We start from the raw sequence: 25,415 nt of genomic DNA on the forward strand, positions 1-25,415 counted from the left end.
TAATTAAATCAAGCCTATATCACAACTTAAATATTAAAATAATTTAAAACTAATATCTATATATGATTTAAAACTAACATAGCATCACCATAAGAAAAAAATTTATAACCTTTATTTATAGCTTCTTCATAAGAGCTAAACACAAAATCTTTGCCTGCAAATGAAGAGACCAGCATTAAAAGAGTAGATTGTGGCGTGTGAAAATTTGTAAAAAGCATGTCTACAAACTTAAAACAATAGTTTTTACCAGGATAAATAAAAAGATTTGTACTTTGCTGGCCTGTTTTAAACTTCTTAAGCTTATTGTCATAAGCTGACTCTAAAGCTCTAAGTGTTGTGGTACCAATTGATAAAATTTTTTTACCAAGCAATTTTGCATTCTCCAATCTATCAGCCACACAATCTTTTATTAAAAAAGTTTCAAAATGCATATTATGTTCTTCAACCTTTTTTGATCTTACAGGAAGAAAAGTACCAAGCCCAACATGAAGAGTAATAAAATCATATTCAATATTGTTCTTTTTAAAAGCAGAAAACAAATCTTGACTAAAATGCAAACCCGCAGTTGCAGAAGCTGCAGACCCAACATACTTAGAATAAACAGTTTGATATCGATCTTCATCTATTTTGTCATAATCTCTTTTAATGTAAGGAGGTATAGGAATAAAACCGTATTTTTCAAAATAATCTTCCCCAACATCATTATTAAATTTTAAAACAATCTCACTACTATTTTTTGACAAAATTTCACCTACTAATCCTTCAGGAAATTTGTAAACATTGCCAACAATTTGCTTTTTGGACTTAGAAATCAACGCAGTAAACAAATCAGTGCCAATTCTATCCAAAATCAAAAATTCAACATTACTACCCATCTCTGATTCTGCATACATTCTTGATTTTCTAACTTTTGAGTTATTAAAAATAATAAAAGTATCACTATTTATATATTTTAAAATATTGTTTACAGAATTTTCATGATAATTTTTTTGCAATTTAGGATCTAGCACCATTAACCTTGAAGTTCCTCTTTTTTCACTTGGATATTGAGCTATTAAAGAATAGGGTAAATTAAAATGAAACTCTTTGGTTTTCACTAATATCATCCTCTTTCATCTCTAAGTTTAAGTGGAGATACGCAAACTCAGTAGCTTTACGACCTCTGTGAGTTCTGTTAATAAATCCTTTCATAATTAAATAAGGTTCATAAAAATCCTCAAGAGAATCTGCTGTTTCCCCTACAGAAATAGCCAAAGTATCAACACCTACAGGGCCCCCATTAAATTTCAATATTAAACTTCTTAAAATATTTCTATCTTGCTCATCAAGACCTTCTCCATCAATTCTAAGCATTTCAAGTCCAATTGCAACAATGTCACTTGTAACAACCAAACTTCCAGTTACCTGAGCAATATCTCTTATTCGCCTTAGCAATCTATTTGCTATGCGGGGAGTTCCTCTTGAACTTCTTGCAAGAAGAAAAGCAGCATCCTCTTCTATTTCAATATTTAAAATAATAGAATTTCTCTTTATTATCTCAACAAGCTCTATTTCACTGTAAAGTTCAAATCTTGCAGTAATTCCAAATCTCGCATAAAGTGGAGATGTTACTCTTCCCGGTTTAGTAGTAGCTCCAATCAATGTGAATTTTGGAAGTGGCATTCGAACAGTTCTTGCGTTGGCTCCTTGCCCGATTACCCAATCCAGCTCATAATCTTCCATAGCAATACAAAGCATTTCTTCTATTATTGGCCTAAGTCTATGTATTTCATCAATAAATAAAATACTCTTCTCATCAAGACCTGTCAAAATCCCAATAATATCTTTAGGTTTATCAAAAGCCGGAGCTGACGTAATCTTAATCGAAGCATTCATCTCAAATGCAATAATACTTGCAAGGGTAGTTTTTCCAAGACCTGGTGGACCACTTAAAAAAACATGATCCAAAGCTTCATCTCTCTCTTTGGAAGCTCTTATAAAAATACTAAGGGTTTCTTTAACATTAGACTGACCTTTAAAATCTTCAAAAACTTTGGGCCTAAGCTCATTTTCATTCTTATCATATAAATAATTTTCATTAGAAGTTGAAAACTTTATACTATTTTCGTCTTTCATAAATACCTCTTAAAGACTATTTAATAACTACCAAAAACTAACATAATTAATTCGACATTCTTTTTAAAACCTCCTTAAATAAAAACTGTTCCTTTTCGGAGTCTTTTAAATTTGAAAATTCAACTGAATTGAAAGCCTCCTTAAGTTTAGTATCAACAATTTTTCTATCAAATCCCATGCTAACAATCGATTCTTCTAATTCTTTAAATTTAACAAGACTAGATTCAAGCTCATTATTAATTAAAAGCTTACCCTGAAGATGTAAAAACATTTTACCAGCCATTTTTTTACCAATGCCTTTGATTTTAGCAACAAGCTCAACATCCTCTCTATCAATAGCATCCTTAAACTCATTATACCTTATATTAGAGAGCACTCTTAAAGCGGCCCTTGGACCTATTCCACTCACCCCAATAAGCCTTTTAAAAGTCTCTCTTTCGTCTGAATTCAAAAATCCAAAAAGTTTTAATTCATTTTCTTTCGCATAAAGATAAGTAAATAGTTCGACCTTGTCTGACAAATTAAAATTAGCAAGACAAAATGCACTAACTAAAAGCTCAAATTCAAAAACAGTAGTCATTAAAACCAAACTAGATTCTTTTTTTTCTATAACTTTACCATGGATCTTATTTATCATATAATTAAATTATATTACACAGAAACATCCAATTTAAAGCAAAAGCCTTAAATAAAAAAAGGACACTAAATGAAAAATCAACTTCTAAATAGCTATTTTCAATTAATTGCAACTATTTTTTTAATCTTATCTATAAGTATGGCAGCAGAAGAAACCACAAACCTGCTAAAAGTTCCAAATGGATTTAAAGTCGAAATTTTCTTAAACAATACAATCGAAAAACCAAGAGGAATTACAAGCGATCAAGATGGAAACATATTTATAGGATCTGGGAGTACTTTTGCATATTTTGTAACAAAAACCAAAAAAATTTATACCATAGCAAAAACTCTAAAAAACCCTATTGGCATTGCTTATTGGAATAATAAATTATATATATCTTCAGTCGATAAAATATATGTGGTTGAAAATGTAAAAGAAGAAATTAATAAAAGCATAAAAGCAAATGAAGACTATACATGGAAAATGCAAATTTTTTCACTTTTACCAAAAAATAATTCCAAAATGCACTCTGGACGTTATATTAAAGTGGATCCCAAAAATAACAAATTAATAGTAAACATAGGATCTCAAAATAATGCTAATATTCCCCCAAATAAAGAAGCAATAATTCTCAGCATCGATTTAAAAACAAAAAAAGAAGACATAGTAGCTTTTGGGGTAAGAAACTCAGTTGGGTTTGATCTCCATCCAGTTAGCAATGAACTATATTTTAGCGACAATGGTCAAGACGGATTGGGAGACAACATCCCCCCAGATGAAATAAACCTAATAATCAAATATAAAGAACATTTTGGATTTCCCTACGTGTTTGGAAAAAACCAAAAAAATTACAATTTTTACAACAAAGCACCCAAAAATACTAATTTTAGCCCATCCATCTATGAACTTCCTGCACATGTAGCTCCACTTGGAATACACTTTTACCAAGGAAATAACTTTCCAAAAGAATATACAAATAAATTATTCATAGCAGAACATGGTTCATGGAACAGATCTTCTCCTGTTGGCTACAGAATAACCACACTAGATATTGATCCCAAAACCAGAATAGCAAAAAATTACGAAATTTTTTTATATGGATTTTTAAAGCCCGATAACTCTAAATTTGGACGCCCTGTTGATATAATCACATATCATGACGGTTCAATGCTTTTTTCAGATGATTTTGGAAATAAAATTTACAGAGTATACTACGAAAAGATTTAAATAAAACTAGTTTAATTCTTCTGGAATCTCCAAATTATGAATTACTTCTTGAACATCATCAAAGTCTTCAAGTTTTTCAACAAGAAGAATTATTTTTTCTGCTTGCTCTTTGTTTAAAGAAATTTTATTTTCAGGAATTAAAGCTATCTCTGCCATCTCTTCTTTAAATTTAGTTTTTAAGAAAGATAAAACTTTGTCAAAATTATCAGGACTTGTTACAACTTCTACTTCATTATTTGAAACTAAAATATCTTCAGCACCAACTTCTAATGCAAATTCCATTATTTCATCCTCAAGATATTTTTCTAAATTATAGACAATAAGACCTTTTCTGTAAAACATATATGAGACTGAACCTGGGGTCCCAAGAGATCCTCCACCTTTTGAAAGAACACTTTTTACATCACTAGAAGTTCTGTTTTTATTGTCTGTCAAGCATTTAATCATTAAAGCCACTCCATAAGGAGCATAAGCCTCATAAATGATTTCAAAATATTCTACCCCTTCATTACCGCCAACACCCTTTTTTATTGCCTTCTCAATATTATCTTTTGGCATATTGGCAACTTTAGCTTTATTAACAGCAACTCTTAGTCTTGGATTAGACTCAATATCCCCCCCCCCTATTTTAGCTGCAATAGTTATTTCTCTTATTAGCTTTGTAAAAATTTTATTACGCTTTGCATCAAGAGCGCCTTTTTTCCTCTTTATTGTTGACCATTTGCTGTGACCAGACATTTACACCTCCATTAATTTTTCCAACCGATCCAAAATGTCAAACATATTATTATTAATCAAATGAGCTTTAATTGTGTTAAACATTAACATAAGAACCGTAACAGGTCCTATTCCCCCCTTAACAGGGGTAATAAATTTAACACAATCTTTAATATTATCAAAATCTGTATCGCCTGAGAGAATTTTTCCGTTATCAGTATCAATTTCAGAAATACCAATATCAATTACATAAGGTTTTCCACATAACATGCTTTTGTCTATTAACTTAGGCTTACCAACAGCAGAAATAACAATATCCGCCTGCCTTAAATAAACATCTAAATAAATACTTTTACTATGACAAGCAATAACAGTTGCATCATAAGGCTTTGATGAGAGCAATATTGAAATAGGCTTTCCTACAAGAGGACTCCTGCCGACTACAACAACCGTTTTCCCCGATGTTTTTATCCTTTTATCTTGCAAAATCTTTAATACAGCAAGAGCTGTACAAGGAATAAATCCTTTCTTATCGCCCAAAATCATTTTACCCAAATTAATAAAAGATAAACCATCAACATCTTTTGAATAAACTATGCCATTTAAAATAGAATTTAAATCCATACCTTTCAAAAGAGGCAATTGAACAATAATCCCATCTGTACTTAAATTTTTATTTTCCCTATCAATTACTTCTAAAACATCGCTTTGAACAGAATTTGTAGAAAATTTAATTACCTCAACATTTAAGCCGATCTCTTTTGCAACTCGATTCTTAATTGAAACATAAAGCTTGCTTGCAGGCTCATCATTTGCTAAAAGCACCTTTAATGCGATTTTATCTCTCAAATCGTGCTGTTTTAAGAATTCTTTCAACATTAAATAATACTTATTTGCAAAATCCTTACCATTAAACACAGTATTCAAAATATGCCTCTTAAACCCAACAAGATTACCTTAATATTATACTTAGATTATCAATATAAGGAAAGCTAAACTTATAAATTTCAAATTGTAATTAAATTTGTTTTCAACTATAATAAACAAGGATAATAATTTTAAAAGAATGGAGAATAATGAAAAAATATCTTTTTATAATGCTAATTGCAACCTTGCTAATTGGTGTAAACATAAAAAAAATTGAAGCCGCAGTCAATATTGATAGACATACAAACTCTACTTTGGGAATAGATTTAAGTGTTGGGGTGCCTGTTTTTTACAATGACTTATCAAAAGCTTATCCTACCAATTTATATCCAGGAGGTATTGGGGCAATAAAATACCAGTACCATATTTTAAACAACTTGGCAATCGGACTTGAACTGAGATATATGTTTAACTTTGACATTAACCATTCTTTTAATATATTAAATCCAGATTCAAGTGTAGGTAAAATTTTTTATAGTGTACCTATTACATTTTCAGTAAACTATATATTTGATATAGGAGAATTATTTCAAATTCCAGTTTTCACAAACATGGGGTTTTCTCTTAATACATACGGGGATAGAAATAACAATATTACAAATTTAAGAACTTTTGACGCACTACCTACAATTTCTTTTGGAACTGGAATTTTATGGAACTTCAACCATAAATGGTCTTTTGGAGCAACAACATCTTGGTGGATGATGTTTGAATTTGGAAATTATGCTAAAATGGCACATTTTGCACTTATATCATTATCAGTTACAGTAAATGTAAATAAATTGTAGGGTAAAAATGAAACAAAGATATGAAAACTATTTTAAAAAAAGATTAATTTTAAGCTTATTAATATTTTTACTACCAGGATGCTCAAGCGAATCCATATTTTCACAACTAGGGAATCTACAAGAAATAAAACATGAATATAATATTTTGGGTAGTTCAAGTCCAAGAGGAATTTCTCTAGTAGGAGAAACGCTTTACATTGCAGCCATGCATTTATTTAAAAAAGAAAACGGCAAGATTGAAAAAATTGATTTGAGCAATTCTTATGAGTTTGTAAATGATATTGTAAATGTATCTGGTAAAACCTACCTTTTAGCACAAAACAAAACAGCAGAACTAGAAGTTTGCGAGTTAAGTGGAAACGATTGGATATTAAAATTTAAAAAACCACTAAAAGCATATAAATTCTTAAAATCTGTGGGAAAAGAGGGTATAAAAGAAGCATATATTTTAGCTATAGATAAAAATAATCAAGAGAGAATTTTTGATCTGCAAGGAGCTGACAAAACACCATCACAAGCTAATGAAAATGACAAATTTTTCCAAATATCAAATGAGGATAACTTAATTACAGGAAATTTACTTAAAATATGGCAAATAAACAATAATACATACACAAGTATAGACTATCAACAAACCAAAGAAATAATGCCTATCATTAAAACAAGCATTAGGGGTTTTTCTGAAATTTTAGTAATGACTGGTGGTTATAACAATTTAGACACAAAATTTAAGGTGTATTCGAATGCAAATAATTATACAACACCAATATTTATTCAAGACGAAGTAGGCGAATTTAGCGGCTACTTTGCAAGAGAATTTAATGATGCAATATTAATCGGAAGTAATAATGGATTTGCAGAATTTACAAAAAATAAAGAAGGAATTTTTGCTTTACAAGCGCCCTCAAAATCCGTAGAGCCTGGAGCTTATAACGGTTCTCAGCTAGGCAAAACGGGCCTTAACGATATTATTCCCGTATCAAACAACACGATTTACATATTAACTCAAGGCAAGGGTTTGTGGAAATTGGAAAACAAAAAATTAACTAAAGAATAAAGAATAAAAGTTTGTTATAAATTTATCATATCTAGATTTATTAAAATCTTCATCATAATATTTTTTAGTCTTAATTTTCAAATTGAAATTAATCTTAGATCTAAAATATAAATAATTTATATTATTTATATTAAAAATTCGACCCTCATCATTCATAACCTTAACCTCAAGATCTAAAAGAAGTTTAGCAAAAAAAATATCTCGAGTAATCACAAGGCTGCTCCTGTCTGCTAAATTCAAAATAAATACATCAACATTGTCCACCACCTCTAAAGCAACATTTTCTGTTTTTTCCAAACTTAAAAACTTATTAGAAACTACAATAAGTTTTGATTTATTGTGCAATATAAATTTTTGTAAAAATTTTATTATCTTAAAATTACAAGAATCAGCATCAACAAAAATTTTATTTAACAATCTTATAGTCCACTACCTTAAAAGCCAAAAACGAAACAACAGCATTTTTGTTAATAGGCCCAAATATTCTAGAATCATTCAAAACACTTAAATTATCATTCAATAAAAAAATTTCATTTTTTTTCAAAATAAAACACTTAACCACTTCATCTGTATTGAAAAAATTATTCAACTTGTAATAGCTAACCAAATTGCCATTCAAATAAAAAAAATCTGTATCCTTTTTATTTACCAGAACATTCAAACCTCTAACATAAACAGAATCGCCCTGAACAGCTGCTATTCTTGATACTTTATAGCTTGCTCTTTTAAAAATTTTATTTAAAAAAAAGAAATCTTTTATTAAAGTTAATAAAAAATTATCGCTTAACCTAAAATCTTCATAAAGAACAATATCATTCATTTTTAAAGGAATAAAAAAAGATGTTATATGTGTTGCAACAAAAAATAAACTGGCATTTTTTGTTATTGTTGGTAACATCTCATTGCCTTTAATCATAAAAATTTGCAAAACAAACTTTGTGAAAAAAAAATTTAACATTAAAAATGTTAAAACATATTTAAAAAAAATTTTTCTTTGCTTTTTCCTTAAAATTCTTTGTTCGAAAGTTAAATATGAAGGAGCCACTTTAAATAAATCCTATTCTGGAAAATGGAAGATATATTATCAAAGTTCTTCCAAGCACTTTATCCTTATTAATTACTCCAAAAAATCGACCATCATGAGAATTGTCCCTATTGTCTCCAATTGGCAAAATATATCCATAAGGAACATAAATACCATAATCTCTTATTATAGCTTTTTCCATATAATAATCAACATAGGGCATAAAAGCAGACAAATACTTATATTCCAATCTTTCAAATTCAAACCTATCAATCAATCTAACATCAAAAAATGAAAAATCAGGAGTACTGCTTAAATTTATATTTAACTGACTCAGAGCAACAAACATAGCAAAATCACCATAAATACCATAATCCTCATTTGCCACAATCTTTTTAATATTAAAATTTTGACCAACCAAATCCCGATAAGAATCTTCTAAAATAAAATTTTCTTCGCCTTCTCTTTTAACATAAGCTTTACCATTATTAAATTTAACAACTTTACCGTCTGAGAATACACCTCTTTTTACTAGAAATCTAACATTGGGATTACCATATTCATCTTTATCAAGGTCAACAAAAGATAAAGTTAACATGTAAAGTATTCTTTGAAAAATATCAAAAAAAACACCCTTTGATTTATACTCTGGATTTTCAAAAATAATAACATCGGATTCTTCTGGAATTTTAAAACCATCAATCTTAAATAATCCTGGTAAAAGTTCAGGACCGTAAGAAAATTTATCTACAAATAAAAAATCCCCTATTTGAAGAGTATCTTCCATTGAACCTGATGGTATTTTATAAGCTTGAACAAAATACTGATTTATTACCAGTACAAAAATTGCTGCTGCTACAAAATCAAATAAAAAGTTGAGCAAAAATCCTCGTTTCTTCGCCCTTAATTTGCAGAAATACTTCTTTCTTTTTCGATATGTCAAGTACCTTTCAATAAGGTATACCAAAAAAGATGCAAATTTATCCAATTTTCTTAAATACATAATCTAACCTCAAGAATTAAATCATACAAAATATTGACACTTATTTAAATACTTTTCTATACTTTAAAAGATGAAAGAAATTGATGAAAATTCAAATGTTGAGCTTTTTGAAGTTAAATTAAAGCCAATTCTAGGAGTAGCTCCCAAAATTTACGTATTCATTACAACAATAATATTGCTTTTAAGCTTAATATCAATTTCAATTGTCATACCTAAGTTTAAAAATCCAGGAGCATATTTAAAAATAAATTCCAATATTGAAAACACTTACATCTATTTAAACGAAAAATATATCGGCAGAACTCCTCTTAACAGATATATAAACACTACTGAAGGAATTATTAAAGCAAAAAGGATGGGATTTAAAACATACGAGCAAAACATAAAAATTCACAACAAATTTTTTGGGAGCTACAGTTTACAAATAAATTTAGAACTGGTTGATCCTGAAAAGATCATTAAACAAAGACAAAAAGAGCTCTCTATAATGGTGAAAATAAAAAATATTAATGAAAATACAAAATTAATTCCTGTATTTTCATTAATATCTAGTGAACTCAAAGAACATCCCAAATACATTAAAAAATTTCTCAAAGATTCCATACCTCACTTGAATTCAATCGAAATGTTTAAAGATTTTCTAGATTCATACAAAATGATATATTCAATAGACCAAAGCAATAGTAATCAAGAAAAAATATGGAACTCTTTAAAAACAAATTTTGACTTAGAAAATAGAGCTATTTTTTGGTTTTTAGAAAATTTAAATAAAGATTTAAAAATGTTAACAAAAAATGAGCCTTGGGTTAAAAAATTAACCAAAACTCTAGACAATGAAAACATTCAATTAACTTCTAAAAATGAAAACATTAATATAACGTTACCTGGATTTAAAAAAATAAATTCAAATAAAATCGAAAAAATTCAAAATTATGAACTAGATTCAAAAAATATTTCACTAAAATCTACCTATAGTATAAAAGAATTTCTTATTCAAGAACAAAATGTTACAAAATATGAGTATCAAGATTTTTTAAAAGAAAATCCAAAATGGACATTAAATAATAAAGAAAATTTAATAAAAGAACAACTTGTAGATGAAAATTATCTTAAAAATTTTAATCAAATAGGCTTAAATGAAGCTATCACGGGAATATCTTATTTCTCAGCAATAGAATATGCCAACTGGTACTCTAAAAAACTACCCGACGGATTAAAAGCAAGACTCCCCATATCACAAGAATGGGAATTGTACCAAAAAGAACCAAACAAAAAACCTTTAAATATTAATGAAATATCAAAAAAAGTTGGGTTTTGGAATTTAATGCAAAATTCATCCTTTAATGATATTGCAATATTCAAAAATGAAAAAAATTTTTATAACGAAAATTCAAATTTTTATTCATTGATAACAGAAATTAGAACATACCCTTATCAAAACAATAATTTACTCAATCCATCAACTAAAGCTTCTTTTTTGAAAAATTGGAGCTCTCCAAACATTGGTTTTAGATTGATTGTATCAAAAGAATAGAAGGGATAGATTTGGACACAAATACTTTGTTTCTTGAAAACAAAAAGGCAAAATTCAATTACTTTATTGAAGATAAAATAAGTTGTGGAATAGTACTAAAAGGAACTGAAGTAAAATCAATAAAGGCAAAAAAATTATCATTTAACAATAGTTTTGCGAGTATAAAAAAAGAAGAATTGTGGCTTGAAAACTTGCACGTATCAAAATATAAAGAAGGAAATATCTTTAATCATGATGAATTAAGACCTAGAAAGCTTCTAATCAAAAAAAAGGAATTACAAAGACTAAAAAAATTTAGAGAAAAAGAGGGATACACTTTAATTCCTATTAGTTTTTATTTGAAAAAATCGATAATTAAAGTAGAAATTGGAATATGTAAAGGAAAAAAATTATATGATAAAAGAGAAATACTAAAACAAAAAAGTATAAAAAAAGACCTTAGTAGGGAAATAAAATATAAATAATAAATAAAAGCTCTAATTTTAAATTCCAATGGATAATCACAATACAAAATTGTAATTACCCATTTTCATAATAAATAAAATTAATAACTTTTTTTGAAAGACAGTTCAAAACCAAGAGCACTGGCTTGACCCGTATTGATATCAAAACTAGGCTCAAATCCTCCCAAAGCTATATTAAGGCTATTTTTTAGTTTCCTATTATAGCTATTGGCAAATGCAAATGGAAGAATAATTTCTGTCAATCTTGTCGCTGCCATAGTAACCGCACCTACCAACATCATTCCCTTACCCCAAGTCCATTTAAAAGGAACTTTTTTGGCACTATCATCAAAATTTTTGATATCTAAATAAGCTCCTGCAAGTATAAGACCTATACCAACCGCATCAAATCCAAGAATAAGAGAACCCCCAAGAATATCGCCTTGAGCAAAAGAACCTATCCCAAACCCTAAAAAAAGGTTCAATAAAAATGGCACAATAGGATCTTTTTTGCTAGTTTCATAAGCCAAAAGTTTTTCTCCTGCTCCCAGATTAAAAGTGCTTTTAGAATCAGAAGCTTGAGCAAAGCTGGAAAAAACACAAAAAGCTACCAAAATAAAAATTAAAGATTTATTCATAAAAACCCCTTTATTAAAACTGATATCATGGTACCATATTAATGGAATTTAAAAAAGGTTTTTAAACTATTTGAATTTAACTTTTTTCAAATTGTTACTTGGAATTCGCTTCCCAATAGAGCTTCTTGATTTGACCATAAAATTAGTAATTTCAATTCTTTTAACAATATCTTTATTTGTCAAAAATTCTACAAATTTGGGGCTCAATGAAAAATCGACAAATTCATCATTTTTTCCCAAAAATTCATAAACTTTATCTGTAATAAATTTATCTATTTTAAATCTTTTAACATAATAAAAATTGTCAAGTTTATTAAGATAAATTAATGAAAATATTTGTTCTTTTGAATTATTTATATCATAAACTAAAACACATATATTCTTTTTATCTATAAACACCTTGTCTTCAATATTTTTGAGAACATAACTATTTTCCCTAAAAACCAATATTTTATCATAATAACTAGCATTTCCAATAAATTCACCATCAAAAAGACTAGTTCCTACAAAACCTTCTGCCAAGTTTAAATATACTTTCATATTCTTTGTGGCTATTTCTTTTACATTCTTTGATTTGATTAAAGAAATTTCAGTCTTCCTTTGATGATCCTTAGAATACTTTGAAAGCAATAAATCAATAAAGTTTATTGAATATCCTCTTATTGAAGAAATACTGCTATTTACACCCTTTAACTCTTTATTTAAGATTTTAATATCCTTGGAATTTTTATCAATATCAAAAAGACTTATTTTTCTAATTGGAATCTTAAGCAAATTTTCAATATCTTCTTTTAAAACTTCTCTTGAAAAAGATTCTTTGTACCTTAAAACCTCTGACAATATTATACTTACAATATTTTCTTCTTTAGAAATTGTTTCAAGAAGTTTATAAATCTTTTTTTCAATAAAAATTTGTTCTAGCGTTTTATAAAATATTTTTTCAAGAATCTTGCTTTTTTGCAACTCAAGTTCCATTTTTAAAATTTTTTGAAGATGGGCTGCATGAAACTTAATAAGATCTCTAATAGTATAAACAACGGGATATCGCTCACTAAGTAATAATAAATTAACAGAAATTGATATCTGGCAATTTGTATAATGATACAACTTCTCAATCACTTCACTTGCATAAACACCCCTGGGCAAAGATAGTTCTATAGCTACATTCTCGGCAGTAAAATCATTAATGCTTGAAACTTTAATATAATTTTTTCTAATAGCTTTCTCAATCGAAGATATCAAACTTTCAGTGGTCTCACCAAAAGGTAATTCTCTTATTACAATTGTTTTTTCATCTATAGTTTCAATTTTAGCCCTAACTAAAACTTTACCATTACCATCAGCATATTCATTAACATCAACTATTCCTCCTGTTGGAAAATCGGGATAAATATCGTAAGTCTCTCCAAGAAGTTCACTCTTTACTGCATTTAAAATCTCATTAAAATTGTGAGGCAATATTTTGGCTGCCATTCCAACAGCAATTCCCTCACTTCCCTGAATCAAAATAACAGGAATTTTTGCAGGATAAAGCAAAGGTTCATTATTTCTTCCATCATAAGAAGATTCATAAACTGTTATCTCTTTGCTGTAAAGAACATCAAAAGCTAAAGGTGTTAATCTACATTCAATATATCTAGAAGCAGAAGCGGGATCACCCGTGAACAAATTACCAAAATTACCCTGCTTTTCAATAAATAGATCCTTGTTAGCAATATTAACAAGAGCCTCATAAATTGATGTATCACCGTGGGGATGGTATTTCATTGTATTACCAACAACATTTGCAACTTTATGAAAATTACCATCATGCATTTCAAAAAGAGAATGTATAATTCTTCTTTGAACTGGTTTAAATCCATCAACAACACTAGCAATAGCACGATCTTTAATAACATAAGATGAATATTGCAAAAAATTATCTTTAAGTACGGTTCTAATATCCATTAAATCAAATTCTCCATAATAAAATTCCGCCTCTCAGGAGTATTTTGCCCCATATAAAAACCCAATTTCTCTTTTATTTCTTTAATATTGAAAAGATCCACTTTTGTAAGTTTAATACTATTAATATCAATAAAACCTTTAAATTCATTTGGAGAAATTTCACCAAGGCCTTTAAACCTTGTTACTTCACACCCCCCCCTACCTTTAAGCTGAAGAATAGCTTTTTGCTTTTCTTCCTCAGAATAACAATAAATTGTGATTTTTTTGTTCCTAACCCTAAAAAGAGGGGTTTCTAAAATATACATATGTCCATTTAAAATTAAATCTTCAAAAAAAGTCAAGAAAAAGGTTAACAACAAATTTCTAATATGAAATCCATCAAAATCTGCATCAGTTGCTATTACAACCTTATTATACCTCAAATTTTCAATTGATTCTTCAATACCAAGAGCCACCATCATATTATAAAGCTCTTCATTTTTATATATTTCAGATTTATTTTTTTCAAACATATTTTGAGGTTTTCCTCTAAGAGAAAATATAGCCTGAGTATAAACATCTCTACAAGACACCATTGAACCTGTTGCAGAGTCCCCTTCTGTTAAGAATATCATGGTTTGTTCTGATTGCTTACTGTTACCATTAAAATGAAATTTACAATCCTTAAGTTTAGGAATTTTAAAAGATATTTTTTTTGCTCTCTCTCTTGCTTCTTTTCTTACACTACTTAATTCTTTTCTAAGTCGCTCATTGTCAACTACCTTTTTCTCAATCAATTTTGCAAGTATTTTATCTTTATACAAAATCTCAGAAATTATCTTTTGCACTTCCCTTGCAACATTGCCTCTAGTTTCAATATTTCCAAGCTTATTCTTAGTTTGGCTTTCAAATATTGGGTCTTTAATTTTAACAGAAAGAGTTGCAACGAGCCCTTCCCTAACATCTGTTGACGAATATGTTTTTTTAAGAAAATCGTTAATAGCTCTTACAAACCCTTCTCTAAAACCAGTCTGATGAGTACCCCCATCGTTAGTATATTGCCCATTAACAAATGAAAAATAAGTCTCTCCATAATTATTTGTATGAGAAAAAGCAAATTCTAAGGTCTTACTAGAATAGTAAACAATATCATAAAGCAAATCATCACTTTTAATTTCTGAATTCAAAAAATCTAAAAGACCATTTTTGGATTCAAAAATTTGATTATTATAGTTTATTATAAGTCCTTTATTCAAACAAACATAATGGAAAAATCTTCTCTTTAGAAAATCTTCACTGTAAGAATATTTTCCGAATATCTCTGAATCTGCCAAAAACTCAACATAAGTGCCGTCTTTATCGGAAGATTTCATTTCTCTAGATTCCAATAAGTTTCCTTTAGAAAATAAAGCCTCAAAAGATTTGCCATTTCTTGTTGATCTTACTAGAAATTTTGAACTTAAGGCATTAACCGCCTTAGTTCCAACCCCATTAAGCCCTACGGAAAATTGAAAAATATCATCATTATACTTCGCCCCAGTATTAATAACTGAAACACTCTCAATAACTTTTCCAAGAGGAATCCCTCTTCCATAATCCCTAATAGTAATAAGATTATTTTCTTTCTTTATAAGAATTTCATTTCCGTAACCCATAATAAACTCATCAATTGAATTATCTATTATCTCTTTAATTAAAATATAAATACCATCATCAATATTAGAACCATCTCCTAAACGCCCAATATACATACCAGATCTTAATCTAATGTGTTCAAGAGAAGATAGGGTGATTATTTTACTTTCGTCATAATTTTGAGTCTTCATCTAAATCCTTGCTTTATATTTATAAATTAAACTTTATAAATTAAATTTTAATAGTTTTTAATAGTTTCAAGCTTTTTAACTATTTGATCTCTGATAATACTAGCAAGATTTTCTTTTTCATATTCACTTAATTTTAAAATATCTATCAAAGGATGAACATGAATATAAACAGACAGTCCAGAATTAAAAATAACATTTTTAATGAAAAAATTATTAGTATTATAAAGAGTAACAGGAAGAATAGATGTTCCTGTCTTTAATGCCATCTTAATTGCACCTTTTTTAAAAACCTTAGTATCCCCCCCCCTATTTCTAGTACCTTCAGGAAAAATTCCAATAGATCTACCCTCTCTCATAACCTTTATTGCCTTAACTTCAGCCTCAGCAGCAGATCTTATACTCTTTCTATTAACAAAAATAGAACCCATAACAATTAAAACAAGATTCACAAAAGGAACCCTACGCAAAGAATGTTTTGCCAATATTACAAATGGATTAACAAAAGTATAAATAAAAATTAAAGGATCCATAGCCGCAATATGATTTCCCATTATTATTACATTCCCCTTTTGGGGAATATTCTCAGTACCTGTAACAATAATTTTAATTCCAGCAATCCACAAACCAACTTTAATGCAAGCTCGAATCATAAGAAAACTAAATTTAATAATATAACGCTCAAGTGAAAAAATTTTAAAAACCAAGTAAAAAGGAAATAAAAAAAAAATAAAAATCAAAAAGAACAATAAAACATTAAAATAAGTTATAATACTTCTCAATATTTTCATAAAAACTATTATCCTATTTTTTCTATTCGCTCAAGTTTTAATTTTTGCCCTTTAACTAAGCTTACATCATCTTTTAAAATTTTAATAGGATTAAGAATGATTGTAGAAAATTTTTGCTTTTGAACAACTCTCTCGTTATGTTCAAGAAAAAAAGATTCGACAATCTTATAACTACCCATATCAATTTCATATTCAAGAACAAAATTATTTTTTAAAGGGAAAATATTAAAAATGCCATAATAAATTTTATTCTCATCAATATAAGTTAAATTGGGATAAGAAAAATCATAAATTTTATCCTTATATACATAATTTCCATTAGGAATAAAATAAACATTATTACCATTTTTTTCAACATTTAAGATATTTTCATCAAATCTCTTAAATGTTCCTGAAAATCCACTATTATCATAAGAATTTGTACTAGTGTCAATTTTGATTTCAACATTTTCTTTATCTACAATTTTTATCCAAAAGTTATAAACAATCAAATCTGAAAAAAGAGACTTAGCGCTAACATTAAGGGTATTGTAAGCCGGCTTTGAAATATATTCAATCTTTGCAACTTCTTGAGAATTTTTTCTAAAAAGATTAATCTCGCTTGATTGCCTTTCAAAAGACAAAAATAAAACTTCATCAATATCTTTGCCTTGTTTTTTATTATAATCATGAACGTCATACCAAACTCCATGCAAAAATCTATAAACTTCGTCTTTGCTTAAATTCTTTAAAGTTTTATAAATATTATTATCAATCTTACCAACTTTTTCACTAACAGAAGAAAGATAATATTTACCCTGAACATGAGAATATTCATATTTTTCAATCTTGCTGACTATTAAATCTTCCCCTACTTTTTCATATTTTTCTAAAGAAATAGGATAACTTTCCCTTGATCTATTTTCCTCATAAGCTGAAGATCTTGCATACTTATTGATAAGAACAGTGCCATTAACTTTGTCAAAAAATATAGGCTTATAAGAAGACACATCATTTAAAACAGATTTTTGGAAAACGTACAAAACAGATTTATCTTTTGAAAATCCCTGAACAACTATATTAAAATCATAATCACCTGTAATATCCTCAAGATACATATTGTAAGAATTTTTTAGGTCAATGTCTATTTGGGTTTTAAAAAGAATCGTTCCAGCCTTAATTTTAGGATCAAAGCCAATAATAAATAAATACGCATCAAGATTTGAAAAATTTTGAGCTAAAACCACCTGTTCAAAATAAACATCTAAATTTAAATTTTCCTGCTGAACTGCAAGAATTTTATAACCTTTTAAATCTATAATAGCTCCAAAAAAATCTTCCATCTTGTTAATTTCCAAAACGTTAGAATTTAGATCATCGATCTCAGAAGCAGACTTCACATCTTTGTTAAAAACAATAAAATCTTTATTCACTTGAGAACAAGCAAGTAACGTAAAAAAAAAGAATAAAACCAAAAATCTATAAAAATAAGTATAAAACCAGATTAATCCCTTACTAAAGTCAATTACATTGACAACCAAAACCTTTATCATAGCACTCGTTTCTTAATTTTGACCAAAACTTTGTAAAGCAAAAAACGATTCATTAAAATTATTAACAAAATCTTTTTTATTCAACAAAAAATCTGTAATCAAGCCGCTATTCGCAATGTTAAAATTGTCAAGAAGTCTTTCATTTTTGATCTCTTCTTTGAGCTCGTTAGATCCTTTTTTAGCCAAGTTAAGGAAAAACAAATAAACCTTTTTATTCGCTACAAAAGGCTTAGACCAAGAATTTTCTTTTAATCCAAAAACAATGTCATAAAAAGACTTGCTATTATTAAACTCAACCAACTCTTTCAAAGTACTAGGATAAACATTAACATTGTAAGATAAATTGACAATTTCTTCTTTTAAACTAAATTGATATTTTTCAAGAGCTTGGCTTAAACTGCTAAGTTTAATATCATTAAGAAAATCATTTAACTTATTTTCCAAATAACTTTCAATAACATTTGGTTCATAAGCTTCAATATAATTTTTAACAGAGCTAATATCACGATCTGAGTTTTTATCAAAATCATGAACATTGCCAAATGCCTTGTATATTTGATATTCATTTTTATTTTTAATCTTAATAGGCTTGCTAAATTCGCCTTCTTTTAAAGAAAAAATAGCATTTAGATCTTCCTTATTTTCAACATTAAGATCTAAGTCAAAATAATACTTATCCAAAGAAACAACGCCTTTGAAATTAGCTATATCATCTGAATAAAGTTTAGCAAGCTCTTCAAATGGAGTTTTGTTTAATAGCTTATCATAAGCATTCCGAGCATCGCTTACATTTTTAAAACGAATAGATGCAAGCGACAAACGCTTGAATAAATTTAAATTTTTCTCAGCATAAAATATTGCCTCTTTATTAGAAAAATCCTGGTAAGAAAGAGCAAGATATGAAATATGCCTTTTTACAGTACTCATATCTTTAATCGAGTTAAAAAGAGAATCGGGAAATATCAAATTACTATTTAAAAAAACTTTAACATTCGAAAACAGCATATTTTCTACCATATCATCATAAATTTTAACTTTTTGATAATCAGAGGCTTTATTATATCTTTTAGAACTAAAATTTCCACTAGAGTCTAAATATTCAGGAGATCTGAGTAAATTTTTATTTAGCATTTCCTTAGAAATGTAAAAATTATATTTCTTTATCAGGTCAAAAAAAGCAATATCCTCAACATATTTCATAAATGCTAAATACCAGGCATTATAATCTATGTTGATACCTTTAGAATCCCCTTGTAACCTAGAATAAAGATTTGAATAGTAATTAACATACTTGGCAAACTTACTATCTTTTTCATAGTAAATAGGTTGACCTTTATAAGAACCAAATTTTAAACCAGATGAATGAGAATTATCAAACATCCCTGGAAGTAAAGGTGCAATAATAAATCCAAAAACAATTAAAATAAGAGCAAAAATACCCCATATACCAACTTTTTTTTCTTTAGATTCAAACACAACCAAATCACTTTTGACTTTTCTACTTCTTTTTCGCATAAAACAACCTTTAATAAGTAAGCATACTAATAATTTAACTACTAAATTATCACAATTGAAAAATTATTGCAATTGAAATATCTAACTTAAGCTATACGCTTAAGTATTATAGAGCTAAAAAAGAAATTTTTACATTTCTAGCATAAAAACAAATCACTCTGAATCAAAAAGGAGAACGAAATCAATAGTATATGAATATGAATATGAATATGAATCAAAACAAATTCAATCTTAATATAAATATAACTAAGGACGAACTTTTAAGGTTAATAAAAATAGTTTACAACAATTTTGGAATCAATCTAAGTGAAAAAAAAAAGATGCTAATTGAAAGTAGATTATCATCTCTTCTTAAAGTTAAAGGTTTTAAAAATTTTACTGAATACATCAACTTTTTAGAAAAAAGCAATGGAAACATTGAATTAATTAAATTAATAGACAAAATATCAACAAATCACACCTATTTTTTCAGAGAACCTAAACATTTTGATTTTTTAAATAATAAAATATTGCCCAATCTCTCTGAAAAAATATTAAAATCAGAAAACCCAGAAATTAGAATATGGTCAGCCGGATGCTCAAGTGGTGAAGAGCCATATACAATTGCAATGATATTAAAAGAATACATGGAAAATAATAAAGTAAATTTTAAAGTCAAAATCTTAGCAACAGATATTTCAATTAGCGTTCTACATGAAGCTCATGAAGGAATTTATCCTGAAGATCGTATAATAAATTTGCCCAAACATTTAAAAACTAAATATTTAAATCAACTTCAAGATGATAAATTTCAAGTTAAAGAAATTTTAAAAAAAATGGTTTACTTTAAAAAATTAAATTTAATGGATGAAAAATTTCCATTTAGCAAGAAATTTGACCTGATATTTTGCAGAAACGTCATGATCTATTTTGATGAAAAAACTAGAAATAACCTTGCCAATAAATTCAACTCCTATCTTAAAAATGATTCTTATCTTTTAATTGGACATTCAGAAACAATCAGAGGAAACAAAAATCTTGAATACATAATGCCTGCCACTTATAAAAAGAATTAATGACAATAATCATTAATTCTTTTTATAATAAATTTTTTATAATATAAAATTTACTTAGCTTAAAAAGCTAAAATAATACCGCTAAGTTAAGTTTACTTTCTCACCTATTCTAATAAAATAAAGCAATTCACCAATTGTTGCTACATGATCGCCCACTCTTTCTAAAAAAGAATTCAAAAATAATATATTTAAAAGATAATCCAAATTTTCAGGATTTTTTTTCATTGCATCAATAACAATACTTTTTTGCTTTGAAAATAATTTATCTATTATATTATCATACTTAACTATCTTTAATATTTTAGTAAAATCTCCATCAAAATATGCATCAAAAATATCAGACAACATCTCTTTAGCTGTATCCGCCATTTCTCTTAAAGGTTTAAAATACAGATTAAGAAAATCAAAATCATCTAAATCTGATTCGAGAAGAAGAACAACTCTTACAATCTTAGTAGCATGATCTGCAATCCTTTCAAGAGAACTTATTATTTTAATAATTGCTAAAATTTCTCTAAGTTCTGTAGCAACAGGATGTTCGGTAGCAATTATTCTTCCGCACAAATCTTCAATATCGTATTGATAATCATCTATTATTTTTTCATCCTCATTAATTATTTTTTTAGCTAAACTTTTATCTTTAGATTCTAAGGCTATCAAAGAGTCATCTATAATCTTAAGCACACATTCTTTCATGTCCCAAAGATAATCTTTTATTATTTCAAGTTGTTTAGTAAGCCTTCTCCGTATCATGTCACATCTCCTAAAAAAACCGCTTTAAAAATAAATACCCTATCTTAGCTCTATCATAATAATCACTAAAAGGGTAATTATCAATAACCAATTTATAGTAATGCAAAGCCTTTAAAAAATCTTTATGCTTGCTCTCAGATTCATAAAGTTTTCCCAAAAAATAACTATATTTATCTGAAAAACTTGAATTAATATACTTAGGAAAGTACAGAGAACTAAAATTTAAAGCAAACTCATACTCTCCTCTCATTACCAAAAATTCAAAAATGTCAAGATAAATACTCTCAGAAAAATCAATATTCTTTTCAACTAAATATCTAGCACCCTCTAAAACCTCTTCTTTAACATTTAATTCTATACCAAGCTTAATTAGATCAAAAATAATGCTTTCAAAGCATTTGCTCTTCAATTTCAAATAATTTTCATAAGATTTTAAATAATCCCTATTTTTATAATAAATTTCTGCCTTCAATAAAATATATTTATCATCATTAAAATCATACTTATTAAGCAATTCTATTGCTCCTTTGTAATCATTTATGTAAGATAAATTCAAAGCTCTAGCAACAACCTCTAAAGAGCTTATCTTATTAACACCATCCCTTCTAAGTTCAAGATTATTGTTACTTCTAATATCCCTATCCTCATCAGAACCATCACCACCATTTGAAATTTCAGCTTCAAAATTCTTTGTAATTTTCAAGATAATTATTTTATTAAATTCAATCGAATCCTTAACATTTTGGTAACTGAAAATCAACTTAATTTTGCCCTCCTTTTTAAAAGTTTGAAAAGCAAAAACAGCCCCGTTTTCATAAGATTCTCCAATTAGGTTAATAAAAGCTCTATTTTCATTGCTTTTGATGTAAATCCAAGACTCATCCTTAAAAGAAAGATTAAACTTTGAATTAGTATTTACATTAATATCTACTTCTCTATTGCTAAAATCAAGCTCATACGAATTGCCCTGACTTATAAAAGATGGCTCAGGACAAACTTCAAAAACAACAAAGAGCAAACTTATATAAATCAAATATTTTTTAATCATTTGGAAATTTCTAAAATCTTATCTATTAATTTTTCATTCTCCTTCTCAATATCAATGTTAAATAAATTTTCCTTTTTAATCCAAAGATCTTTGAAAAAATACTCATCAAGAAACTTATTTTTAATTAACCCATCAACAACCAAATCTTTATTTAAATTTTCATTTAAATAATCAGGTCTTGGAATAAAAAAATCATCCATATTCAGACATTCATTTAAATCAAAATAAAAATCTTCCATATTAAGCAATTTAACCTTAGCATCTAAATTGTCTTCAACAGACTTTTGAGATTTCTCCAACATTTGTATTGAATAGAAATAAGTAATGCCTGAAACAATAAAAATCAAAAATATTAAAATTAAAAAATATTTTCTAAAACTAAACCTTCCATCTTGCATGTTAATTTCCTTAAATCTAACTTAATTATATATTAAACACCTTGCTTTCACCATTATCAAGTGTAATACCTATCAAATTTTCACCACCCTCAGAAACATATGCATTATGGGTTATTACTAAAAGTTGAATTTTTTTTCCCAATTCTTTTAATAGCAAAGAAAGTTTTTTACTATTTTCAAAATCAAGAGCCGCATCTATTTCATCAAGCATACAAAAACAAGCGGGAGAATAATAATAAAGTGCAAATACAAAAGCCATACTAACCAAAGTACTCTCGCCTCCTGAAAGCATATTATTGTTTTTGACAAATTTGTTTGAAAAATTTATTCTAATCTCAACATTATCAGTATTTTCATTGTAAAAAAGAATGGCGGTTCCTTTGAAAATTTTTTTAAAAAAGTAAGAAAAATTTTTATTAATCTCATCAAATGATTCTCTAAATTTTTTATAAATCTCATTTTTTATTTTTTTTTGAAGCTTTTGTAATGAATATTTTGAAAGCTTTAAATCTTCCACTTGTAAACTTACTTTTTCAAAACGATCCTTAGTTTCATCAAATTCTTTATCAATATTGAAAAATACATAATCGCCTAGATTGATTGCATCTATTTCTTTTCGCAATAAATCCCTGGCTACAAGATCTCCTTCTAATTCAAATTTATCAGACATCTTATTAGAAATATTAAAATTTTCTATTTCATTCTTAATACTTATATTAGAGTTCAAAAGAAATTCGTACTCTGTCTGTTTTTTTATATATTCATAATATTTAGTTTTTTTAAAATCATTAAAAAAAACTAAAGAGCTCAAATCTTTCTCCTTTAAAGACTCATTGTTAGATTTTGAAGCACCAATAAGATTGCTTAAATTAAGCTGAATATCGCTCTTTTCTAAATTTAAACCTTCAAGCTTTAAACACAAATTTTTAAACTCTTCATCAAGACTATTCTTAGATTCAAATAAAAATTCTAAATTACTATCTATGAGTTTAATTTCGTCCAAATTTTTAAATTTAGAAAGCTCTATATACTCAAGCTCTCCTAATACATCATTTAATTTGAGTGTCTTTTCTTCGATTAATCTCTCGATATTTGTTATCTCCTTAGCAATATTTGCTTTTAAAGCATTTTTTTCAAGCAAAAATTTTTTCAAATTAACATTTTGATCAAAAACAGGCTCAATTTTATCCTTCAATAAAGCCAAAAGATTATCATCTTTGCTTATATACTTGATTAAATTTACTCTAATCTCTTTAATATACTTTATACTTAATGATTCTTCAAAAAGTTTAAGAGAATCTAATATATTCTCTTTTAACAAAACAAACTCTTCTGATTTAGCACTCTTTAACACAGATAAAATTAAATCAACAAGTTCAAAAAAACTTTTAGTATATTTATTAATTTCGTCACTTAAAGAAAAAAATTCTTTTTTATTTTCTTTAAGCAAACTATTTAATTGATATAAATCGTTATTTATAGATTTTTTTTTCTCCTCAAACTTAGATTTACTCTTGACAAACTTATCTTCCAAATTCATCTTTACAGTCTTTTCTTGCTCTAATTTTTGAATCTTAATCTCTAGTCCAAGAATTTTAGACTTCATAAACTCAAGATCTTTTCCTAATGCTTGAATATTATTCGCAATATTTTTTTCTCTAAATGAATAAAATTCTAACTTTTCCTTAAAACTAGAAGACAAAAATTTACTCAAATCGTCTAAATTTAATTCATTTTTTAAAACATTAATATCAAAATTAATATTGAAAAGCTTTTTTAATGTTATTGTTTTTTCCAAAGCTTCTAATTTTTGAACTGAATCTTGATGTTTTTTTCTCAAAAAGTAAACATTTTTTATGTTATCGTACTTTTGCTTTAAACTTTCTTGCAAGGCTAACAAAGATAATAAATTTTGATTAGATTGCTTAAAATTTTTCAAGGCCTCTTCTTCTTCAATTTTTAAAACATCTATTCCACTTGCCTGTTCAATTAAAGACTTAAGATTTACATTTCTCCCTAAAGAAATGTCTTCAACCTTACCTTGGGTTATAAACATATAAGGCGATCTTTTAAAATGAAACCTGTTCAAAAGTCTATTATAATCTTGAAAATTTAAAATTTTATTATTAAAATAGTATTCACTTGAGCCGTCCTTATAAAGACGCCTGCGAATATAAAAATTTTCTCCAAATCCATTCAAAGTCGATTTTTCACCGTTAATGTTACTAAAAAAAAGAGTTATTTCTGCAAAATTTGATTTTCCTAATTTTGAAACAGAAATTAAATCAGAAATATCTTCAACTCTTAAAAATTTTAAATTATCTTCCCCCATACAAAAACGTACAGCATCAATAAGATTGCTCTTTCCACATCCATTAGGACCAACAATAAAACTTAAATTTTCACCTATTTCAAACTCTTGTCTATTTAAAAAAGATTTAAATCCTAAGAGTGCTATTTTTTTTAAAACCAAACTAACTCC

24 protein-coding genes are annotated in these 25,415 nt (G+C 27.3%); 6 read left to right on the forward strand and 18 right to left on the reverse strand.

Annotated features, from left to right (window positions below; genetic code table 11):
* Positions 1-56 precede the first annotated feature (56 nt).
* Genes queA through ruvA form a run of 3 tightly spaced genes read right to left on the reverse strand, consistent with a single transcriptional unit; the run spans position 57 to position 2,752 of the window.
* Positions 57-1,097, reverse strand: coding sequence for a tRNA preQ1(34) S-adenosylmethionine ribosyltransferase-isomerase QueA (gene queA, locus QIA21_RS00725; RefSeq protein ID WP_091973240.1), 1,041 nt, complete (start codon positions 1,095-1,097; stop codon positions 57-59).
* Complete coding sequence (gene ruvB / locus QIA21_RS00730; protein WP_301392763.1) at positions 1,072-2,115, reverse strand: Holliday junction branch migration DNA helicase RuvB; 1,044 nt, start codon at positions 2,113-2,115, stop codon at positions 1,072-1,074. Before ruvB ends, queA begins: the two co-directional genes overlap by 26 nt.
* 46 nt (positions 2,116-2,161) lie before the next feature.
* Positions 2,162-2,752, reverse strand: coding sequence for a Holliday junction branch migration protein RuvA (gene ruvA / locus QIA21_RS00735; RefSeq protein ID WP_301392764.1), 591 nt, complete (start codon positions 2,750-2,752; stop codon positions 2,162-2,164).
* Positions 2,753-2,821: 69 nt separating this feature from the next.
* On the opposite strand from ruvA, the gene QIA21_RS00740 reads away from it, so the two are divergent.
* Complete coding sequence (locus tag QIA21_RS00740) at positions 2,822-3,961, forward strand: PQQ-dependent sugar dehydrogenase (RefSeq protein WP_301392765.1); 1,140 nt, start codon at positions 2,822-2,824, stop codon at positions 3,959-3,961.
* A gap of 6 nt (positions 3,962-3,967) precedes the next feature.
* Here the strand turns inward: QIA21_RS00740 and QIA21_RS00745 are convergent, their stop codons facing one another.
* Positions 3,968-4,699 carry a YebC/PmpR family DNA-binding transcriptional regulator gene (locus QIA21_RS00745; protein ID WP_301392766.1) on the reverse strand — a complete coding sequence of 244 codons (732 nt, stop codon included), beginning with the start codon at positions 4,697-4,699 and terminating at the stop codon, positions 3,968-3,970.
* Entirely contained in the window at positions 4,700-5,605 is a 906-nt protein-coding gene (locus QIA21_RS00750) for a bifunctional 5,10-methylenetetrahydrofolate dehydrogenase/5,10-methenyltetrahydrofolate cyclohydrolase (RefSeq protein WP_301392767.1), read from the reverse strand.
* Between the two features lie 149 nt (positions 5,606-5,754).
* Here QIA21_RS00750 and QIA21_RS00755 point away from each other — a divergent pair, with 149 nt between their 5' ends.
* Positions 5,755-6,393 carry a BB0027 family outer member beta-barrel protein gene (locus tag QIA21_RS00755; protein WP_301392768.1) on the forward strand — a complete coding sequence of 213 codons (639 nt, stop codon included), beginning with the start codon at positions 5,755-5,757 and terminating at the stop codon, positions 6,391-6,393.
* Positions 6,394-6,400: 7 nt separating this feature from the next.
* Positions 6,401-7,450, forward strand: coding sequence for an outer membrane protein assembly factor BamB (gene bamB / locus QIA21_RS00760; RefSeq protein ID WP_301392769.1), 1,050 nt, complete (start codon positions 6,401-6,403; stop codon positions 7,448-7,450).
* On the opposite strand, the gene QIA21_RS00765 is transcribed toward bamB, so the two are convergent.
* The 3 genes from QIA21_RS00765 to lepB (QIA21_RS00775) are packed head-to-tail and all read right to left on the reverse strand — an operon-like array spanning position 7,436 to position 9,477.
* Entirely contained in the window at positions 7,436-7,867 is a 432-nt protein-coding gene (locus tag QIA21_RS00765; protein WP_091973224.1) for a DUF188 domain-containing protein, read from the reverse strand. The genes bamB and QIA21_RS00765 overlap by 15 nt on opposite strands.
* Positions 7,857-8,495, reverse strand: a complete 639-nt coding sequence (gene lepB, locus QIA21_RS00770; protein ID WP_091973222.1) for a signal peptidase I — start codon at positions 8,493-8,495, stop codon at positions 7,857-7,859. Before lepB (QIA21_RS00770) ends, QIA21_RS00765 begins: the two co-directional genes overlap by 11 nt.
* A gap of 1 nt (position 8,496) precedes the next feature.
* Positions 8,497-9,477, reverse strand: a complete 981-nt coding sequence (gene lepB, locus QIA21_RS00775) for a signal peptidase I (RefSeq protein WP_301392770.1) — start codon at positions 9,475-9,477, stop codon at positions 8,497-8,499.
* Between the two features lie 70 nt (positions 9,478-9,547).
* On the opposite strand from lepB (QIA21_RS00775), the gene QIA21_RS00780 reads away from it, so the two are divergent.
* Complete coding sequence (locus tag QIA21_RS00780; RefSeq protein ID WP_301392771.1) at positions 9,548-11,011, forward strand: SUMF1/EgtB/PvdO family nonheme iron enzyme; 1,464 nt, start codon at positions 9,548-9,550, stop codon at positions 11,009-11,011.
* Positions 11,012-11,022: 11 nt separating this feature from the next.
* Positions 11,023-11,475: an SsrA-binding protein SmpB gene (gene smpB, locus QIA21_RS00785; protein WP_301392772.1), complete on the forward strand. Its 453-nt coding sequence runs from the start codon at positions 11,023-11,025 to the stop codon at positions 11,473-11,475.
* An 80-nt stretch (positions 11,476-11,555) separates the two neighbouring features.
* Here the strand turns inward: smpB and QIA21_RS00790 are convergent, their stop codons facing one another.
* The 6 genes from QIA21_RS00790 to QIA21_RS00815 all read right to left on the reverse strand — a co-directional run bounded on the left by QIA21_RS00790 (position 11,556) and on the right by QIA21_RS00815 (position 19,679).
* Complete coding sequence (locus QIA21_RS00790) at positions 11,556-12,092, reverse strand: P13 family porin (protein ID WP_301392773.1); 537 nt, start codon at positions 12,090-12,092, stop codon at positions 11,556-11,558.
* Between the two features lie 66 nt (positions 12,093-12,158).
* On the reverse strand, positions 12,159-14,039 hold the full coding sequence (locus QIA21_RS00795) for a DNA topoisomerase IV subunit A (protein ID WP_301392774.1): 1,881 nt from the start codon (positions 14,037-14,039) through the stop codon (positions 12,159-12,161).
* A complete protein-coding gene (locus QIA21_RS00800; protein ID WP_301392775.1) occupies positions 14,039-15,844 on the reverse strand; it encodes a DNA topoisomerase IV subunit B in 1,806 nt (601 codons plus the stop codon). Before QIA21_RS00800 ends, QIA21_RS00795 begins: the two co-directional genes overlap by 1 nt.
* 47 nt (positions 15,845-15,891) lie before the next feature.
* Positions 15,892-16,632: a lysophospholipid acyltransferase family protein gene (locus QIA21_RS00805; protein ID WP_301392776.1), complete on the reverse strand. Its 741-nt coding sequence runs from the start codon at positions 16,630-16,632 to the stop codon at positions 15,892-15,894.
* Between the two features lie 8 nt (positions 16,633-16,640).
* Positions 16,641-18,164, reverse strand: a complete 1,524-nt coding sequence (locus tag QIA21_RS00810) for a pallilysin-related adhesin (RefSeq protein ID WP_301392777.1) — start codon at positions 18,162-18,164, stop codon at positions 16,641-16,643.
* Positions 18,165-18,176: 12 nt separating this feature from the next.
* Positions 18,177-19,679 (reverse strand): peptidylprolyl isomerase, encoded by a 1,503-nt coding sequence (locus QIA21_RS00815; RefSeq protein ID WP_301392778.1) that lies wholly within the window; start codon positions 19,677-19,679, stop codon positions 18,177-18,179.
* Between the two features lie 203 nt (positions 19,680-19,882).
* Between QIA21_RS00815 and QIA21_RS00820 the strand changes: the two genes are divergently transcribed.
* Positions 19,883-20,734: a protein-glutamate O-methyltransferase gene (locus tag QIA21_RS00820; RefSeq protein ID WP_091973195.1), complete on the forward strand. Its 852-nt coding sequence runs from the start codon at positions 19,883-19,885 to the stop codon at positions 20,732-20,734.
* An 81-nt stretch (positions 20,735-20,815) separates the two neighbouring features.
* Here QIA21_RS00820 and phoU read toward each other — a convergent pair whose 3' ends face one another.
* Genes phoU through QIA21_RS00840 form a run of 4 tightly spaced genes read right to left on the reverse strand, consistent with a single transcriptional unit; the run spans position 20,816 to position 25,406 of the window.
* A complete protein-coding gene (gene phoU / locus QIA21_RS00825) occupies positions 20,816-21,487 on the reverse strand; it encodes a phosphate signaling complex protein PhoU (RefSeq protein WP_014653301.1) in 672 nt (223 codons plus the stop codon).
* A 10-nt stretch (positions 21,488-21,497) separates the two neighbouring features.
* On the reverse strand, positions 21,498-22,535 hold the full coding sequence (locus QIA21_RS00830) for a tetratricopeptide repeat protein (protein WP_301392779.1): 1,038 nt from the start codon (positions 22,533-22,535) through the stop codon (positions 21,498-21,500).
* Positions 22,532-22,933, reverse strand: coding sequence for a hypothetical protein (locus tag QIA21_RS00835; protein WP_301392780.1), 402 nt, complete (start codon positions 22,931-22,933; stop codon positions 22,532-22,534). The genes QIA21_RS00830 and QIA21_RS00835 overlap by 4 nt, the downstream gene beginning before the upstream one ends.
* Before the next feature lie 25 nt (positions 22,934-22,958).
* Positions 22,959-25,406 carry an AAA family ATPase gene (locus QIA21_RS00840; protein WP_301392781.1) on the reverse strand — a complete coding sequence of 816 codons (2,448 nt, stop codon included), beginning with the start codon at positions 25,404-25,406 and terminating at the stop codon, positions 22,959-22,961.
* Between the last annotated feature and the right edge of the window lie 9 nt (positions 25,407-25,415).

It is taken from the genome of Borreliella japonica (assembly GCF_030438115.2).
In the GTDB taxonomy this organism is placed as follows: Bacteria; Spirochaetota; Spirochaetia; order Borreliales; family Borreliaceae; genus Borreliella; species Borreliella japonica.

Bases quoted from the DNA above. Each gene is read 5' to 3' on its own strand.
- bamB (WP_301392769.1), top strand. From the start codon at position 6,401: ATGAAACAAAGATATGAAAACTATTTTAAAAAAAGATTAATTTTAAGC.
- QIA21_RS00755 (WP_301392768.1), top strand. From the start codon at position 5,755: ATGAAAAAATATCTTTTTATAATGCTAATTGCAACCTTGCTAATTGGT.
- QIA21_RS00820 (WP_091973195.1), top strand. From the start codon at position 19,883: ATGAATATGAATCAAAACAAATTCAATCTTAATATAAATATAACTAAG.
- ruvB (WP_301392763.1), bottom strand. From the start codon at position 2,115: ATGAAAGACGAAAATAGTATAAAGTTTTCAACTTCTAATGAAAATTAT.
- QIA21_RS00800 (WP_301392775.1), bottom strand. From the start codon at position 15,844: ATGAAGACTCAAAATTATGACGAAAGTAAAATAATCACCCTATCTTCT.
- QIA21_RS00740 (WP_301392765.1), top strand. From the start codon at position 2,822: ATGAAAAATCAACTTCTAAATAGCTATTTTCAATTAATTGCAACTATT.
- QIA21_RS00830 (WP_301392779.1), bottom strand. From the start codon at position 22,535: ATGATTAAAAAATATTTGATTTATATAAGTTTGCTCTTTGTTGTTTTT.
- QIA21_RS00810 (WP_301392777.1), bottom strand. From the start codon at position 18,164: ATGATAAAGGTTTTGGTTGTCAATGTAATTGACTTTAGTAAGGGATTA.
- phoU (WP_014653301.1), bottom strand. From the start codon at position 21,487: ATGATACGGAGAAGGCTTACTAAACAACTTGAAATAATAAAAGATTAT.
- QIA21_RS00805 (WP_301392776.1), bottom strand. From the start codon at position 16,632: ATGAAAATATTGAGAAGTATTATAACTTATTTTAATGTTTTATTGTTC.
- QIA21_RS00745 (WP_301392766.1), bottom strand. From the start codon at position 4,699: ATGTCTGGTCACAGCAAATGGTCAACAATAAAGAGGAAAAAAGGCGCT.
- QIA21_RS00790 (WP_301392773.1), bottom strand. From the start codon at position 12,092: ATGAATAAATCTTTAATTTTTATTTTGGTAGCTTTTTGTGTTTTTTCC.
- lepB (WP_301392770.1), bottom strand. From the start codon at position 9,477: ATGTATTTAAGAAAATTGGATAAATTTGCATCTTTTTTGGTATACCTT.
- QIA21_RS00815 (WP_301392778.1), bottom strand. From the start codon at position 19,679: ATGCGAAAAAGAAGTAGAAAAGTCAAAAGTGATTTGGTTGTGTTTGAA.
- QIA21_RS00780 (WP_301392771.1), top strand. From the start codon at position 9,548: ATGAAAGAAATTGATGAAAATTCAAATGTTGAGCTTTTTGAAGTTAAA.
- QIA21_RS00835 (WP_301392780.1), bottom strand. From the start codon at position 22,933: ATGCAAGATGGAAGGTTTAGTTTTAGAAAATATTTTTTAATTTTAATA.
- QIA21_RS00795 (WP_301392774.1), bottom strand. From the start codon at position 14,039: ATGGATATTAGAACCGTACTTAAAGATAATTTTTTGCAATATTCATCT.
- ruvA (WP_301392764.1), bottom strand. From the start codon at position 2,752: ATGATAAATAAGATCCATGGTAAAGTTATAGAAAAAAAAGAATCTAGT.